Source organism: Microvirga medicaginis, from assembly GCF_052658925.1.
Window position 1 is genome coordinate 263,872 of record NZ_JBQWEL010000001.1, and the last position, 14,033, is coordinate 277,904.

The window sequence follows — 14,033 nt, forward strand, 5'->3', positions numbered from 1 at the left end:
ATGGACGTTTCCCTTTCGAAGAAGCCAGGTATTCTGCCCTTCGCCTCCGGCATGCTCAGGGGCAGGGCCGCCGTGGTGACCGGCTCGACCAGCGGCATCGGCCTCGGGATCGCGGTGGCCCTCGCGGCCCAGGGTGCCGACGTGCTGTTGAACGGATTCGGCAAAGCCGAGGAGATCGAGGACGTCCGTAGCTCGCTTGCCAGGGCGCATGGTGTGCGTGTGTCCCACAGTGCCGCCGACATGTCGAAGCCGGACGAGATCGACGGGATGATCGCGCAGGCAACACGCGATCTCGGCGGCGTGGACATCCTTGTTAACAACGCCGGCATCCAGCACACGGCGCCTGTCCGTGAGTTCCCGATTGAGCGCTGGATCGCGATCATCGCGATCAACCTCACGGCCGCCTTCTGCGCCACGCGGGCGGCGCTCCCTCATATGGAAAGCCGCGGCTGGGGCCGGATCATCAACATCGCCTCGGCGCACGGGCTCGTCGCGTCGATCCACAAGGCTGCCTATGTCGCGGCCAAGCATGGGGTACTCGGGCTTACCAAGGTGGTCGCGCTCGAAACGGCGACGACGGGCGTGACCTGCAACGCTATCTGCCCGGGCTGGGTCCTGACGCCGCTGGTGCAGAGGCAGATCGACGAAATGGCCGCGCGGGAAGGGCTCAGTGGCGATGAAGCACGGGCGAGATTGCTCGGTGAGAAACAGCCCTCGCTCGAATTCGCCACCCCGGAGCAGATCGGAGCGGTCTCCGCATTCCTCTGCTCCGACGCCGCAGCGCAGATCCGCGGCGCCGCCCTGCCGGTCGACGGCGGCTGGACCGCCCAGTGAGGAGGCCGCGATGAAGACGATCACACTCCAGGACGCCGCCGCGATGGTTCCAGCCGGAGCCACCCTAATGATCGGCGGGTTCATGGGCGTCGGGACGCCGGAGCCGCTGGTTGACGAACTCGTGAGGCAGAAGACGGGCGACCTGACGGTTATCGCCAACGACACCGCGGCGCCCGGCATCGGCATCGGCAAGCTGGTCGACGCCGGGCTGCTTCGCCGGGCCGTCGTGAGCCACATCGGCCTCAATCCGGAAACCCAGAGGCAGATGCTCGCCGGAAGCCTGCAGGTGGACCTCGTTCCGCAGGGCACGCTCGCCGAGCGCATTCGCGCCGGTGGCTTCGGGCTCGGCGGCATCCTGACCGCGACCGGCATCGGCACCATCGCCGAGGAGGGCAAGCAGAGGATCGCGGTGGACGGCCGCGACTACCTGCTGGAGCCCGCGCTGCGGGCCGACTTCGCGCTCGTGCACGCCTTCATCGCCGACTACCTAGGCAATCTCTCCTACGTCCTCACGGCGCGCAACTTCAACCCTTTGATGGCGATGGCGGCGGACACGGTCGTCGTTCAGGCGGAAAACATCGTGCCGGTGGGCGTCGTGTCACCGGACCACGTCATGACGCCTGCTCCGGTCGTCGACTACCTCATTGCGAGAGGCTGAAGCCATGGACGCACAATCCCTTATTGCGAAACGCATCGCGCAGGAGCTGCGCGACGGGATGCTTGTCAATCTCGGCATCGGCATTCCGACCCTCGTGGCGAATTTCGTCCCCAAGGGGATTCATGTCTTCTTCCAGTCGGAGAACGGCCTCATCGGCACCGGTCCGGTGCCCGAGCCGGGCATGGCGCTTCCATGGCTGACCGACGCGGGCGGAAAACCTGTGACCGCCCTGCCAGGTGCGTCCACATTCGACAGCGCCATGTCCTTCGGACTGATCCGCGGTGGGCATCTCGATCTCACGGTCCTCGGCGGTCTTCAGGTCGACCAGCACGGATGCCTCGCGAACTGGATGGTGCCGGGCAAGATGGTGCCGGGCATGGGCGGCGCCATGGACCTGGTGGCCGGAGCCAAGCGCGTTATCGTCGCCATGCAGCACACTGCCAAGGGTCGCCCGAAGATCGTCCGGGAGTGCTCGTTGCCGCTCACGTCGGGCCGGCCTGTTGATCTCGTCGTCACCGAACTCGCGGTGATCGGCTTCCCGAACGGCCGCGCGACGCTGCTGGAGACGGCGGAAGGCGTCACGGCCGAGGAGGTCATCACTGCAACCGAGGTGGACCTTGCACTGGCTCCTGAGCTGGCTGAACCGGGTGGGGCGAAGCCTCTCCCGGAGAGTGTCCCGACCTCCGCAATGGGAGAAAGAGTATGACCGTGTCACTTAACCCGGCAGCCCCCCATCACCTGCCGGCGTTCATCACCGCGCCTGGCGAGACCGATGTCCTGATGGTGGTCGTGGCGGTGTTTCTGGTGCTCGCCGTGCTGGCGGTCGGATTGCTGTTCCTGCGGCTGCACACCTTGCCCGAGCGGATCGCCCATAGAGGCCACAAGCTGCAGTTCGAGATCGTCGCGATTCTGGGCCTGCTGGCACTGTTCACCCACGTGCATCTGTTCTGGGTGGCCGGCCTTCTGCTCGCCCTGATCGACATTCCCGACTTTGGCAACCCGCTGCGCAGGATCGCCGGATCGCTTGAGAAGATCGCCGGCCTGAAGCCCGGCGAGGGCGCGGGCGAGGCCCCGGATGAGATCGGCGCCGAAGTCACGTCGGCCGAAGCGTCAGGTGAGGGCGCAGTCGAAGTGCCGAAGACCATCGCTCCCGCTCGAATCTCCAAGGAGAAGATCCATGCTTGAGCTTCTTCTCTGCTCCCTGCTGACGATCCTGCCGGACTATCTCTATCGCCGCTATGCCCAGGGCAAGCGGCTTGGCAAGGAGATTACGCTCTATTCGGTGTGGTTCGAGCTGAGATGGGGCATCGTCTCGTGCCTGATGCTCACGGTGGGGTTGATCACGGTGATCTTCTACAATCACCCGTCGACGACGAATGCCACAGCGTTTTTCCGCACCATCCCGATCCTTCCCGAGACCAATGGGCGGGTCGCCGAGATCTTTGTCGATGGCGTGAGCGGTTCGGTCAAGCAGGGCGCGCCGATCTTCCGGCTCGACAGCTCCAAACAGGAGGCGGCTGCGCAGACCGCCCGCCGCAAGATCGCCGAGGTCGAGGCCGAACTGGTGGCAGCGCGGACCGATGTCGCAGCGGCCGAAGGCAAGATCCAGGAGGCCAGGAGCGCCTATCAGCAGACGGTGGACGAGCTAGAGACCAAGCAGGAGATCTATCGCCGCAACCCGGGCGCCGTTGCGACGAGGGACATCGAAAAGCTCCAGGTCGCCGTGGAGGGGCGCCAAGGCACCATCGATGCCGCCATCGCCGCCAAGGAGCAGGCCGAGACGCGGATCTCGACTCTGCTGCCAGCCGAAAAGGCCAGCGCCGAAGCCGAGCTGGTTCAGGCGCAAGTGGAGTTGGATAAGACAACCGTTAGGGCGGGCGTGGATGGGCGGGTGGAGCAGTTCACGCTGCGAGTGGGCGACATCGTCAACCCGCTCATGCGCCCGGCCGGGATCCTGATTCCCGAGGGTGCCGGGCGGGGACGCCTGCAGGCCGGTTTTGGGCAGGTCGAGGCACAGGTCATAAAGGTCGGCATGGCGGCCGAGGTCACCTGCGCTTCAAAACCCTGGACGGTGATCCCGATGGTGGTAACCGGGGTTCAGGACTTCATCGCCGCTGGCCAACTCCGCAGTGGGGAGCAATTAATCGACCCGCAGCAGGTGACGCGGCCGGGGACCATTCTGGCCTTTCTTGAACCCCTCTACGAGGGCGGGCTCGACGGCGTCACGCCGGGCAGCAGCTGCATCGCCAATGCCTACACCAGCAACCACGACCTGATCGCCTCGGGCCAGGTCGGCACCATGAAGGGACTTGCCCTTCATGGTGTGGATGCCGTCGGGCTCGTGCACGCCATGATCCTGCGCATCCAGGCGCTGCTATATCCGATCCAGACCCTCGTGCTCGGCGGGCATTGACATGAAGACTGGCGGCGGACTTTGCCCTCCGCCGTCTGGAGCACGCGAGGGGGCGCATCTCTCAGGCTGAAGAAGGATTCTGTTCAAGGAGGACGATCCATGGCCACAATGCCGAAGAGTTCAGGAACATCGGACACACTGCGCGGCGGTGCCGGATATGCTCTGTCAGGCGACAGCGGTCGCGCCTTGGTGAACGCCACGGAAACGTGGTTTGCCGCGGCCACCGAATGGCAGCGCGAGATGATGAGCTTCGTGTCCATGCGTCTTGAGAAGGACGCCGAGACCGCCCGCGAGATGATGGGCTGCAGGAACGTCGCGGACGTGACGGCCATTCAATCCCGCTGGATGGAGGAAACCCTCCGTGACTACAATTCCGAGATGGGCAAACTGATGACCATCTGCACCAAATCCGTGGACGGTGGGGGCCGGACCAGAGGGTGACGGTTTCCCGTTGGAACGCTCGGCGTCAGTGTTTGCCCTATTCAGTACTGGCTGTAACCCGAGCGGCCACGCGATACGGGAGATCAAACGGCTTGCTCCGCAATTAGCCTCAACAGCGGATGGCAAGCGCCCATGTCGGGACCATCATGGCCTTGTGTTTGACAGGTCCTGGCTTCGTCTCTGCCCGTGAGAAGAGGGAGAGGTCCATGCTCACATTCCACCATGCTCTTCGTTCTGGTCTGGTCGCTCTTGCGGTGACGTGCGCGTCGGTGCTGGCGGCGCCAGGATGGGCCGCAACGGGCACGGTCCACGTCGAGATTGCCAAGGCGGGGTTCATCGTCGGCGTTGGCGGCGGCAGAGGCACGCTCGTCTTTCAAGGGCGGCGTTATCCGCTGAGTGTTGGCGGCTTGAGCTTCGGTGCGACGATCGGGGCCTCGAAGGCCGACCTGGTCGGGCGCGCCTACAACCTGCGGCGAGCCTCCGACATCGCCGGCACCTATACGGCCGTTGGTGTGGGAGCCGCCGTCGGCGGTGGCGTATCGACCATTCGTCTGCAGAATGCGAGGGGCGTCGTTCTCGACCTGCGTGGCCGCAACGTTGGACTGGAACTGAACGCCAACGTGAGCGGCGTGGAGATCGGCCTGCGCTGAGACCAGAAATTGTCTCAGGCGTTGGGCCGTGTGGCTAGAGCATCGTGCGGACCCGAAGGGCCGCGTCAGCGAAAAGCGACCCTGTCTTCCGCATCAACGATGCGCTAGAGTGGCCAATCTGCAGAGCAGGAGCCCGCACCTTCAAAGGATCAAAAGGCTTACAGACCGGCAACCGATCCGCGACAATCCGGCCTTTCCAACGTAACCTATCGTCCATCTTCTCCTATGGGAGGAAATCGTGGGTGGTGAAGGTTTTCGCGTCGACCTCGGTCGCAAAATGCCAAGCGCATGGCTCAAATGATCAAGCAGGTTCTGCCAAAGGGCTCACAATGGGCTCCACTCACAACAGCCTGCCCTGTGCTGTGCGCCGGGCGGCGAAAGGGAGGATGGCAATGAACAGGACTCTCTTGGCTCTTTTCGCTCTCACAGCGGGCGCCCTTCTGATCCCGGAGGTGGCCGATGCCCAGCGTGGCGGTCGCGGCGGTGGCTTTGGTGGCGGAGGCGCCCGCATGAGTGGCGGCTTCGGTGGTGGTGGCGCCCGCATGGGCGGCGGCAGCATTGGAGGCCCGAGGATGTACATCCCTCGGGGTGGCATGAGTGGCCCCCGGTTCGGAGCAGGCGGCGGCCTCACCACTGGTTCGATTGCCGCCCGGCCCGGTGGCATGCCGGGCCGCATGGCCGGGATTACGCCGGGAGCCGGGGGCTTCCGTCGGGTCGCGATCAACAATCCGGGCGGCCGTTTCGACAACCGCTTCGGCAATCGAGGTGACTGGCGCTACGGCTATGGCGCGACCGGTGGGCGCTATCGGTATTACAGTGGGCGCTATCCGTATTATGGTGGGCGGTATCCTTACTACGGCCGCTATTACAGCCGCTATCACGGACGCTATCCGTATTACGGCTGGGGGCTGGCCACGGGGGCGCTGATCGGGGCGGCGGCCACGTATCCGTATTACAACGATTCGTACTACGGCTATCCCTATTACAGCTATCCGTACTCCACGTATCAGACGCCAATCGCATCGGCGTCCGGCGGATATTGCGTGACCCCGGTTCGGACCTGCGCCTTGACCAGTTCGGCTCCGATTGGAACCGGATGCTCCTGCAGCACTCCAGGTGGCAGAGCACGCGGTACCGTTCAGTGATCCTCTCGCGTCGATGACTAGGCATCGGCCGGGAGGGTTCAGAGCGTCTCAAGCTCCACGTGGGACGCGGATGCCCACGTGAGCCGTTACGCTGGTTGGGTTTCACCCTGGGGATCAGGCGGATTGCGGGCATGATCCGCCTCCGGATCAATCAGGACAAATCCCGCAAACGCCCCCAGGATGGCCAAGCCTCCCGCGATCAGGAGAGCTATGCGGACCCCGTCCGCCGGGTGGGCGCCGACATCAACCACCACCCCCGTGACCGCCGGGGCGAGAGGGCCCGCCAGCGTCGTGATCGCGTTGGTGACGCCGAGGACCGCCCCGCGCCGCTCGACCGGAGTGACCTCGGCGATCAGAACAGGTCCAAGCACGAACATCACGTTGCAGAGGGAGAAGGCGATCACGGTGCACACAATGATGGGCAGCGCCCCCTCGGATCGCGCCAACAGAATGATGATCAGACCTGCGGCGAGTGTGCTGGCGCACGCAACCGATCCGCACGCCAGCCGACTCGGAACGCCGCGCCGCTTCAGTTCGTCGGACAGAGTCGAGACGCCGGGCAGGAGCACGATCTGACTGAGCGACACCAGCATCATAATCCAGGCAGTCTGGACCGGCGTGTAGCCGAAGGCCTGGATCAGGAACGCTGGCAGCCAGACGACCGCCAGCGTCAGAAGCCAGTAGGCACAGAAGCCGACAACCTGAATGCCGATGACCGTTCGACAGCTGAACAGCCGGCGGTACGACAGGCGCATCGTGGGCTCGCCGGAGCGCAGGCCGTCCGGGGCGAGGGGTCCCTCGCGGGCAATCGCCAGCCATGCGATGCACCAGATGAGGCCAACTGCACCGAGAAGCCCGAATGCAGCGTGCCAGGACCATGCGGCGACGATGGCGATGACCACGGGCGCCGCGATCCCGTTGCCCGCCAAGGCGCCGATGGCGATAAGGCTCGTCGGAACGGCACGGCGCTCGTTCGGAAACCACTTGTAGGCGGCATGCAGCGCGACCGGGTAGGCAGGTCCCTCGCCGAAGCCGAGGGTAACCCGGTTCACAACCAAGGCGGCTACCGAGACCGACAGCATCATGGGCAACTGGCACAGGGACCAAATCAACGCGAGGGCCGCCAGCACCCACTTGCTGGCGACGCGGTTCACCAGAAAACCGCCGATCACGCCTCCCACTGAGAAGAGGGTGAAGAAGCTCGTCGCGATCAGGCCGAACTGGCTGTGGGTCAGCCCAAGGTCCTGCATGATCGGAACGGCTGCGAGGCCGAGCACTGCCCGGTCGGAAAAGTTGATCAGCATGAATAGAAACAGCAGGCCCGCCATGATCCAGGCGTGAACCGGATCCGTCGCTTGGGCCGTGGATGCGGTCTGCGGCCGCGCGTCTGCCATCGCCTCGCCCCCTTCCGTCTAAGGATGAAACTGTGCCGCAGCAATGCAAACGTCTTGTGCCGATGATCTCCTGGCGTTCCTGGCTGCCAAGCGCCGTCATCACGTCAGGCCTGATCCCCGGCGAGGATGTCCCGGCATTGGGCCTTTTCAATGTCCTGATCTGTCAAGGCGTCGTTCTCATCGGTCAAGTCCGGCACGGCCGTCGAACCAGAGCGACCTCAAAGGCTGGGAAATCCCTCAGGCCGGGTTAAAGACGGCGCAGTATGCCATCCCCTGAAAGTCCCGGCGGCTCCTCGTGACGCGACCTCAATAATACCGGCGGTAGGCCACCCTGGGTCCAAAGTAGCGCGGGCCGTAGTAGCCCCGATACGCGCCATAATAGCGGGGGCCGTAGTAACGAGGACCATAATAGACGCGGCGTGGATAGTAACGCGGACCGTAATAGACCGGGCGCGGGTAGTAGTAGCGAGGGGCATAGTAGAATGGCCGCGGATAGTAGTAGGCGGAGCGTGGGTAATAATAGCCCGGCCAAGGGCCGTAATAGCCGTAAGCGGGATACCCATATCCATAACCATAGGCGGGATATCCGTACCCGTAACCATAGGCAGGGGCAGTGGCGGCTGCGGTGATCAGACTTCCAAGGATCGCCCCGCCGATCAATCCTGCGGCTACGGCGCCGCCGCCATGATGGTGATGATACCCGCCGTGGTAGCCCCAGCCGCGGCCATGCCAGTACTGCGCATCCGCCGTTTCAACACTGCCTATCGTGATCAAGGCGGCAGCGGCAAGAGTTGCGAGTTTCTTCATGACAACCTCCAAAGGTTTCGTGCCACCCCCTCTGTCTATTCGAAGCTCCTCTTGATCGTGCAGACCCGTTCACCGGAAATGCACGGTAATGAGCTCAGCCATGCGGGCCGGACGCTCGCGGTTCCTAACCCCAATTATAGCACCATTGGTGACCCTCAGGCTGCATTGTGCATCGTGATCATCAGGCTACCGTCTCAGGCGTGATTTCTGCACCGCGCCCCCGTTGCCACCGCCTTCTCCGGGAACGGTGTTGAGACACAGCCTGACCCGATTGTCCTCGGCATCGCGCATGGTCAGGCAGACCTCGGCCTCCTCCAGGCAATCGCCCGGGCTGCCGTAGCGGGCGCAGAGTTCCTCACTTTGGGCCCGGATCTGATTGATGATCCCGTAGACGAAATTGCCGGACCGATCAGGCTGCTTCCTCGTCGGCTTTCGTGCCAGCGCCTTGGTGGATCCGAACCGTTCGGATGAGATCTCTGCCGATCTCGCCCCGACCTCCTGCACCGGCCCGGGAGCAGGGTTGTCCGCCAGAGCTGAATTGGCCGCAAGGGACAGGCCGAGCAAGTTCGCGGCCGCCACGGAAAGAACCTGTCGCTTTGTCGATGCTATCAAAGAAGTCACCATCGCACTCCTTTGCTGTTATTCGGCTGATAGCTCGTCTGAGCGCGCCTTTCTCAACAGAAACCGGGAGAGGCCTGCGAAAGCCGCCGTTCCCATGGGTCTCATCGTGAGCACTGCTTGTATTCGGTGCCGGTCGTGTCCTGGGCATTGAAGTAGCGCTTGAGCGAGCCGTCCGGTTGCGGCGCCATGAGAACCCGCACCTCGTTGCCCGCCACGGCATTGGCGCAAGCGAGGACCAAGAGCTGACGGTCGCCACTCGGCCGGACCGATTTGATGCGACACGAGGCTTGGGGGGTCCTCAGGCGGGGGCCGGAGACGATGAAGGCGGGCGCAAAGATGTCGACCGGCTTCTTGAACGCGGTTCCCTTCCCTGCGGATGCGTAAACCTCCGCGCAATCCATGCTCCCGGACAGCCAGGCACCCTGATAGGCCGCTAGGCCTCCCTGCGCCATCGCGCCCGAGACCCACGGCGACGCAAGGCCAAGACTAAGCCCGACAGCACTCATTAGTCCCGCAATTCGCATCGTGCCCTCCTCCAAAAAGGCATCCGTCCAAGACCGTCCTAGAGGGACCAAAGGGTCGAGGTTTGGTCTGGCGTGGCGGGATACGATCTGATGCCGGGGCTCACATTGCCGGTCCACGCCCCTGGACAGGTCTCCACGGGACGTGGGCAAGCTGGCGATCCAAGTGCCAGGACACTCCGCCACGGGAGAGACCGAGGATTGCCTGCGAGATCACTGTAGGTCGGCCAAGGCAGCCTGCTTGACAGAAAGGGACAACGTCTTGGCATTTTAAGTCAGCAATGCCAGTCCAGTGGTGAAGACGCCTATGCAGCGCAGCCCAGCGGCTAGCCCTGGAGAGTGATCCCCGGTCCGTTCGGGCCGCATGCCGCTCGTCGTCGCGGAACCGGCGACCCAAACTGTCAAGGGATTGTCTCCCTCGGTCAAGCACGGGCTTGCGGGCGGACTAGGGTGAATCAAAAGGGCAGGAAGCCATGAGACCCATCCTGGCGTCCATCGCCATCGCTGGTTTCACCACAGGTGCCATCGCGCAGCCGGGGCCGACGACCCTTGCCATGACCTGTGCGCAGGCCAGGGGGATCGTGGTGTCGCAGGGCGCAGCCGTGCTGCGCACCGGGCCAACGACCTATGACCGCTATGTGCGGGACGCGAGCTTCTGCGCTCTCCAGGAAACGGCACGCCCGGCCTGGGTGAAGACGGCTGACGCCGCCTATTGCCCAATCGGAGGGGTTTGCCGCTCCGTCGAGATTGACAATGGGCGATGAACGGATGCGGTCAGGTCTGCACGGTGGGTTAAGCAAGAGGGACGAGGCCATGACAGACAAGCCGTATCCCGACACTCACCCAGTGGCCGGAGCATCACCGCTCAGGTCATCCCTGTTCCGGCCCTCGCTCCTGTGGCTCATGGTCCTCGCGCCAATTGCCGCCGGTCTCGACCGCGCCGGCGTCCTTCCGGCTGGCGTGGTCTTCTTCTGCGCGGCATTGGCCATCGTGCCGTTCGCCAAGCTCATCGTCCAGGGAACCGAGCAGGTCGCCGCCCACACGGGCGCCACCGTCGGAGGCCTCCTCAACGCCACCTTCGGCAACTTGCCGGAGTTGATCATCGCCATGGTGGCCCTGCGGGCCGGCCTCCTGGAGATGGTGCGCGCCTCCATCGTCGGGGCGCTTCTCGCCAATCTGTTGGTGGCTCTCGGCTTCTCCTTTCTGCTCGGCGGTCTGCGCCACCACAGCCAGAAATACAACCCGGAGGCGGTGCGGACCTACTCGTCGACCATGGTGTTGGCCTGGATCAGCCTGGCGCTGCCGAGCGCGTTCCACCGCGCCCTCGAAGCAGAACCCCACCTTGGCGTGCATGCCACCCTAGACCTCATCGTGGCCGTCGTCCTGCTGGGCCTCTACGGACTCTTCCTGCTCTACTCCCTGAGAACCCACCCGGAGACCTTCGCCGAATTGAATGCCCCTTCTTCCGGCGAGGAAACTCACGATCATTCCAGCCTCGCGCGGGGTGTCGCAACTTTGCTGCTCGCGTCCCTCGGCGCGGCGTGGATGAGCGAGCTCCTCGTCGGGGCCGCAGAACAGGCCGGGCATTCGCTGGGCATGTCGCAGATGTTCATGGGCCTGATCGTGCTGGCGCTTGTCGGCGGCGCGGCCGAGTCCGGGTCGGCCATTGCCATGGGACGGGCCAACCGGCCCGATCTCAGCATCGGGATCGCCCTGGGTAGCTGTGTGCAGATCGCGTTGTTCGTGGCTCCTCTCCTGGTGTTGGTCGCACCGGTTATGGGACAGCCGCAGTTCCGGTTGGTGTTCTCGCAGGCCGAGATGTGGATGCTGTTCGGGGCGGTGCTGCTCGGGGCAACGGTTGCGACGGCGGGTCAATCCAACTGGTTCAAGGGAGCCCAATTGCTGGCTCTCTATCTCATCATCGCGGCTATTCTTTACCTGATCCCGGCCACCACTCCGTAGAAGGTGAGCCATGCTGCGACAGCTTCTCCTCGGGGGTGCCGTCAGCTTGGCCAACATCGCCATCCATGCCGCCGTGATGGCAGCGGTCGTGGGCACCGCCCGCCGCGCCCTGAAGTGGGAGCACCGCCGGCCCCAGGTCTGGCTCGCCGCCGCCATGGTCGCGACCGTCGGGATCCTGATGATCGCGCATGTCACAGAGGTAGGGGTGTGGGCGCTCGCCTATGTGCTCCTGGGTGTCGCCCCTCCCGGAGCCGATGTCCTGTACTTCGCATTCGTCAACTACACGACGCTCGGCTACGGCGATGTCGTGCCGGTGGAGCGCTGGCGCCTGCTCGGCCCGATGGCGGCCATGAATGGCGTGCTGCTGTTTGGCTGGTCGACGGCGGTTATCTTCGAGGTGATGAGGCAGGCCATGCGCCACCGCGATCAGACGGGTGGTCCGTGAGCCGTTCCGGATCCCACGCTCAAAGGCGTGACAGGGTAGAAGTTCAGCACCGATCAGCTCTAGGGTGATCGCGATCAGTGTAGGCGACTGTTTCGCAATGTTCCATGCATGTTGCATGGAGCCGACTGTCGTCGGCTGTAACCTATTGAAAAATCGGGGGATGTACTGCGGGCCGTTGCAACACGAAACTATATAGGTCCGGACACTAAAAAGCCCGCGAAGTCCTTGACTTAACGGGCCAAAATCGTTGGCTTGGGGACCTGGATTCGAACCAAGACTAACGGAGTCAGGGTCCGCTCGTCCAATTTCTATGCACGGCTTTGGCAGTATTTCCATTGCCTTTGCAGTGGCCCATTCGAAGCAGGCCAGTAGCTATCGCCCCCGTACAGGGAAATGGCTGAGTTACCCGATTGTTACCCGAAAAGAAAAAACCGCCCCATCATGAGGCGGTCTTCTAAATATTTTCAAAGATTTATCGGGAGGCCGTTACTTGATCTTGGCTTCCTTGAACTCGACGTGCTTCTTCGCGACCGGGTCGTACTTCTTGAGTGCGAGCTTGTCGGTCATCGTGCGGGAGTTCTTCTTGGTGACGTAGAAATAGCCCGTGTCGGCGGTGGAGACGAGCTTCACTTTGATCGTTGCGGCTTTGGCCATAGGTTAAGACCTCTTGTTCGGTTTGAACGCGCTCGGTTGGCCCTATGGCGTGGCCGAAACGCAAAGGCCGGGCGAGCCCGGCCGGAAAATCGTGACGTTCCCATGCCCCATTAAGCCGGTTTCGTCAAGAGTTTCCGGACGCTCTAAAGCATCGGACCCAAAAGTGGGATCCACCTTTGGGATAAATCCGATGCTCCCTTTGTTAAACAGCGCATCGTTCGGCGCGGAAAACCGGGTCCACTTTTCGCACGATGCGCTAGGCGAGGGAACGTGGGTAAAGGCGCTTAAGCTCAAGGCCTAAAGTAGCTCCCGCACGAAATGGCCCCGCTTCTGATAAAAGAAGGGCACCGGAAGCATAGGGCTGAAACCAGCCGCGATCCTAGCTTCCAGCTCGCCCAGGAGCACTCCCGTAATGGGCGGCAGGTCCAGCTTCCTGGCCTCGGCGACTGTGACCCAGGCGAGCTCCACGAGCTCGGAATCAGGACCCACGACGCCTTCGATCTCATGGGTGATGGCAGTGCGATCGACAGCAAAGAATCGGGTATCGAAGCGCTTCACGCGCTTCGGGGGCGTAATCGCCCGACCGATGAAATGCAGAATCTCCAAGTCGGGGAACACGCCATGCTCCCGAAAGGCTTCCCAGGGAGTGCCGGCGGGCACCGAATCCGGACTGCCGTAATTCTTGGTGCCGAGCATCAGACCCGTTTCCTCGAAAGTCTCGCGGATGGCGGCTAGGGCCAATGCGCGGCTGCGCTGGACAGAGGGGCGGGTGACCCGGGTCATGAGGGCCTGTTCCGCGCGCGGATGCAGGGCACCGGCGACACTCATCGAACGGTCGCCTGCCTCGATCCGACCACCGGGAAACACGAACTTGCCGGGCATGAATTTGTGGCCCTCATGGCGCTTGCCCATGAGAACCTTCGGATGCTTCCCTTTGCGGTCGATGATGATGAGGGTTGAAGCGTCGACGGGGCGAAGGGCGGGAGCGCTCGCCTTACGCTCCTTGGCGACCAGTATATCCATCCCGGCCAGTGTTTGAGCGTCCGTCACCCGCGTTCTCCGTCTTCTCTGCTTTTCTCTTCGCCCGGGCTGCGCCGAAGCCGTGCATTCCTAGCGCGTATTGAAGCCCCACGACAGCGCCTTTGACCGGTTGGAGCAAGGCCAGAGATAGCACGAGGGTCAGGAGAGGCCAGATCGCCAGATGCACCCAGAGCGGCATCTCCATCTTGGTCTCGGTCATGAGGATGCCGTAGCCGATCAAATGGCCGACGATGAAAATCACGAGATAGGGCGGAAGGTCGTCGGCCCGGTGATGATGGAGTTCCGTGCCGCAGGCCTCGCAGCGATCCACGACCTTGAGGTATCGCCCGAAGAGGCGGCCCTTGTCGCAAGCCGGGCAATGACCGACGAAGCCGCGCTTCATGGCGCGCAGAGTGGTCACTTCCTCCGCTTTTGCCGGAGAGGCCGTTTGCATCGTCAGGGGCATTT

18 protein-coding genes are annotated in these 14,033 nt (G+C 63.4%); 11 read left to right on the top strand and 7 right to left on the bottom strand.

The features are described 5' to 3' along the window. The first annotated feature begins 51 nt into the window (after nucleotides 1-51). The 8 genes from ACUXUR_RS01250 (at nucleotide 52) to ACUXUR_RS01285 (ending at nucleotide 6,141) form a co-directional block, all read left to right on the top strand. On the top strand, nucleotides 52-834 hold the full coding sequence (locus ACUXUR_RS01250; protein ID WP_445500865.1) for a 3-hydroxybutyrate dehydrogenase: 783 nt from the start codon (nucleotides 52-54) through the stop codon (nucleotides 832-834). Nucleotides 835-844: 10 nt separating this feature from the next. Further along, on the top strand, nucleotides 845-1,492 hold the full coding sequence (locus ACUXUR_RS01255; RefSeq protein ID WP_445500514.1) for a CoA transferase subunit A: 648 nt from the start codon (nucleotides 845-847) through the stop codon (nucleotides 1,490-1,492). Nucleotides 1,493-1,496: 4 nt separating this feature from the next. Further along, the gene (locus ACUXUR_RS01260; protein WP_445500515.1) at nucleotides 1,497-2,198 is read left to right on the top strand and encodes a 3-oxoacid CoA-transferase subunit B; all 702 of its coding nucleotides are present in this window, start codon (nucleotides 1,497-1,499) and stop codon (nucleotides 2,196-2,198) included. Next, entirely contained in the window at nucleotides 2,195-2,677 is a 483-nt protein-coding gene (locus ACUXUR_RS01265) for a hypothetical protein (protein WP_445500516.1), read from the top strand. Before ACUXUR_RS01260 ends, ACUXUR_RS01265 begins: the two co-directional genes overlap by 4 nt. Continuing rightward, the gene (locus ACUXUR_RS01270; protein WP_445500517.1) at nucleotides 2,670-3,905 is read left to right on the top strand and encodes an HlyD family secretion protein; all 1,236 of its coding nucleotides are present in this window, start codon (nucleotides 2,670-2,672) and stop codon (nucleotides 3,903-3,905) included. Before ACUXUR_RS01265 ends, ACUXUR_RS01270 begins: the two co-directional genes overlap by 8 nt. Nucleotides 3,906-4,004: 99 nt before the next feature. Next, nucleotides 4,005-4,346 (top strand): phasin family protein, encoded by a 342-nt coding sequence (locus ACUXUR_RS01275; RefSeq protein ID WP_445500518.1) that lies wholly within the window; start codon nucleotides 4,005-4,007, stop codon nucleotides 4,344-4,346. Nucleotides 4,347-4,552: 206 nt separating this feature from the next. Beyond that, nucleotides 4,553-4,996: a lipid-binding SYLF domain-containing protein gene (locus ACUXUR_RS01280; protein WP_445500519.1), complete on the top strand. Its 444-nt coding sequence runs from the start codon at nucleotides 4,553-4,555 to the stop codon at nucleotides 4,994-4,996. A 392-nt stretch (nucleotides 4,997-5,388) separates the two neighbouring features. Then, nucleotides 5,389-6,141 (top strand): hypothetical protein, encoded by a 753-nt coding sequence (locus ACUXUR_RS01285; protein ID WP_445500520.1) that lies wholly within the window; start codon nucleotides 5,389-5,391, stop codon nucleotides 6,139-6,141. 86 nt (nucleotides 6,142-6,227) lie between these two features. On the opposite strand, the gene ACUXUR_RS01290 is transcribed toward ACUXUR_RS01285, so the two are convergent. From ACUXUR_RS01290 to ACUXUR_RS01305, 4 genes are all read right to left on the bottom strand, one after another. Next, entirely contained in the window at nucleotides 6,228-7,535 is a 1,308-nt protein-coding gene (locus ACUXUR_RS01290) for an MFS transporter (RefSeq protein ID WP_445500521.1), read from the bottom strand. Nucleotides 7,536-7,841: 306 nt separating this feature from the next. Continuing rightward, entirely contained in the window at nucleotides 7,842-8,342 is a 501-nt protein-coding gene (locus ACUXUR_RS01295) for a hypothetical protein (protein ID WP_445500522.1), read from the bottom strand. A 186-nt stretch (nucleotides 8,343-8,528) separates the two neighbouring features. Next, nucleotides 8,529-8,921: a hypothetical protein gene (locus ACUXUR_RS01300; RefSeq protein WP_445500523.1), complete on the bottom strand. Its 393-nt coding sequence runs from the start codon at nucleotides 8,919-8,921 to the stop codon at nucleotides 8,529-8,531. Between the two features lie 143 nt (nucleotides 8,922-9,064). Next, nucleotides 9,065-9,487: a hypothetical protein gene (locus tag ACUXUR_RS01305; RefSeq protein WP_445500524.1), complete on the bottom strand. Its 423-nt coding sequence runs from the start codon at nucleotides 9,485-9,487 to the stop codon at nucleotides 9,065-9,067. 470 nt (nucleotides 9,488-9,957) lie between these two features. Here ACUXUR_RS01305 and ACUXUR_RS01310 point away from each other — a divergent pair, with 470 nt between their 5' ends. The 3 genes from ACUXUR_RS01310 to ACUXUR_RS01320 are packed head-to-tail and all read left to right on the top strand — an operon-like array spanning nucleotide 9,958 to nucleotide 11,891. Continuing rightward, nucleotides 9,958-10,248 carry a hypothetical protein gene (locus tag ACUXUR_RS01310; RefSeq protein ID WP_445500525.1) on the top strand — a complete coding sequence of 97 codons (291 nt, stop codon included), beginning with the start codon at nucleotides 9,958-9,960 and terminating at the stop codon, nucleotides 10,246-10,248. A 49-nt stretch (nucleotides 10,249-10,297) separates the two neighbouring features. Continuing rightward, nucleotides 10,298-11,446 carry a calcium/proton exchanger gene (cax, locus tag ACUXUR_RS01315; protein ID WP_445500526.1) on the top strand — a complete coding sequence of 383 codons (1,149 nt, stop codon included), beginning with the start codon at nucleotides 10,298-10,300 and terminating at the stop codon, nucleotides 11,444-11,446. A 10-nt stretch (nucleotides 11,447-11,456) separates the two neighbouring features. Then, complete coding sequence (locus ACUXUR_RS01320) at nucleotides 11,457-11,891, top strand: potassium channel family protein (protein WP_445500527.1); 435 nt, start codon at nucleotides 11,457-11,459, stop codon at nucleotides 11,889-11,891. Nucleotides 11,892-12,377: 486 nt separating this feature from the next. Here ACUXUR_RS01320 and rpmG read toward each other — a convergent pair whose 3' ends face one another. The 3 genes from rpmG to ACUXUR_RS01335 form a co-directional block, all read right to left on the bottom strand. Next, on the bottom strand, nucleotides 12,378-12,545 hold the full coding sequence (gene rpmG, locus ACUXUR_RS01325; protein ID WP_114185399.1) for a 50S ribosomal protein L33: 168 nt from the start codon (nucleotides 12,543-12,545) through the stop codon (nucleotides 12,378-12,380). Between the two features lie 297 nt (nucleotides 12,546-12,842). Next, nucleotides 12,843-13,568, bottom strand: a complete 726-nt coding sequence (locus tag ACUXUR_RS01330; RefSeq protein ID WP_445500866.1) for an NUDIX hydrolase — start codon at nucleotides 13,566-13,568, stop codon at nucleotides 12,843-12,845. Next, nucleotides 13,540-14,031 (bottom strand): DUF983 domain-containing protein, encoded by a 492-nt coding sequence (locus tag ACUXUR_RS01335; protein WP_445500528.1) that lies wholly within the window; start codon nucleotides 14,029-14,031, stop codon nucleotides 13,540-13,542. Before ACUXUR_RS01335 ends, ACUXUR_RS01330 begins: the two co-directional genes overlap by 29 nt. Nucleotides 14,032-14,033: the final 2 nt, after the last annotated feature.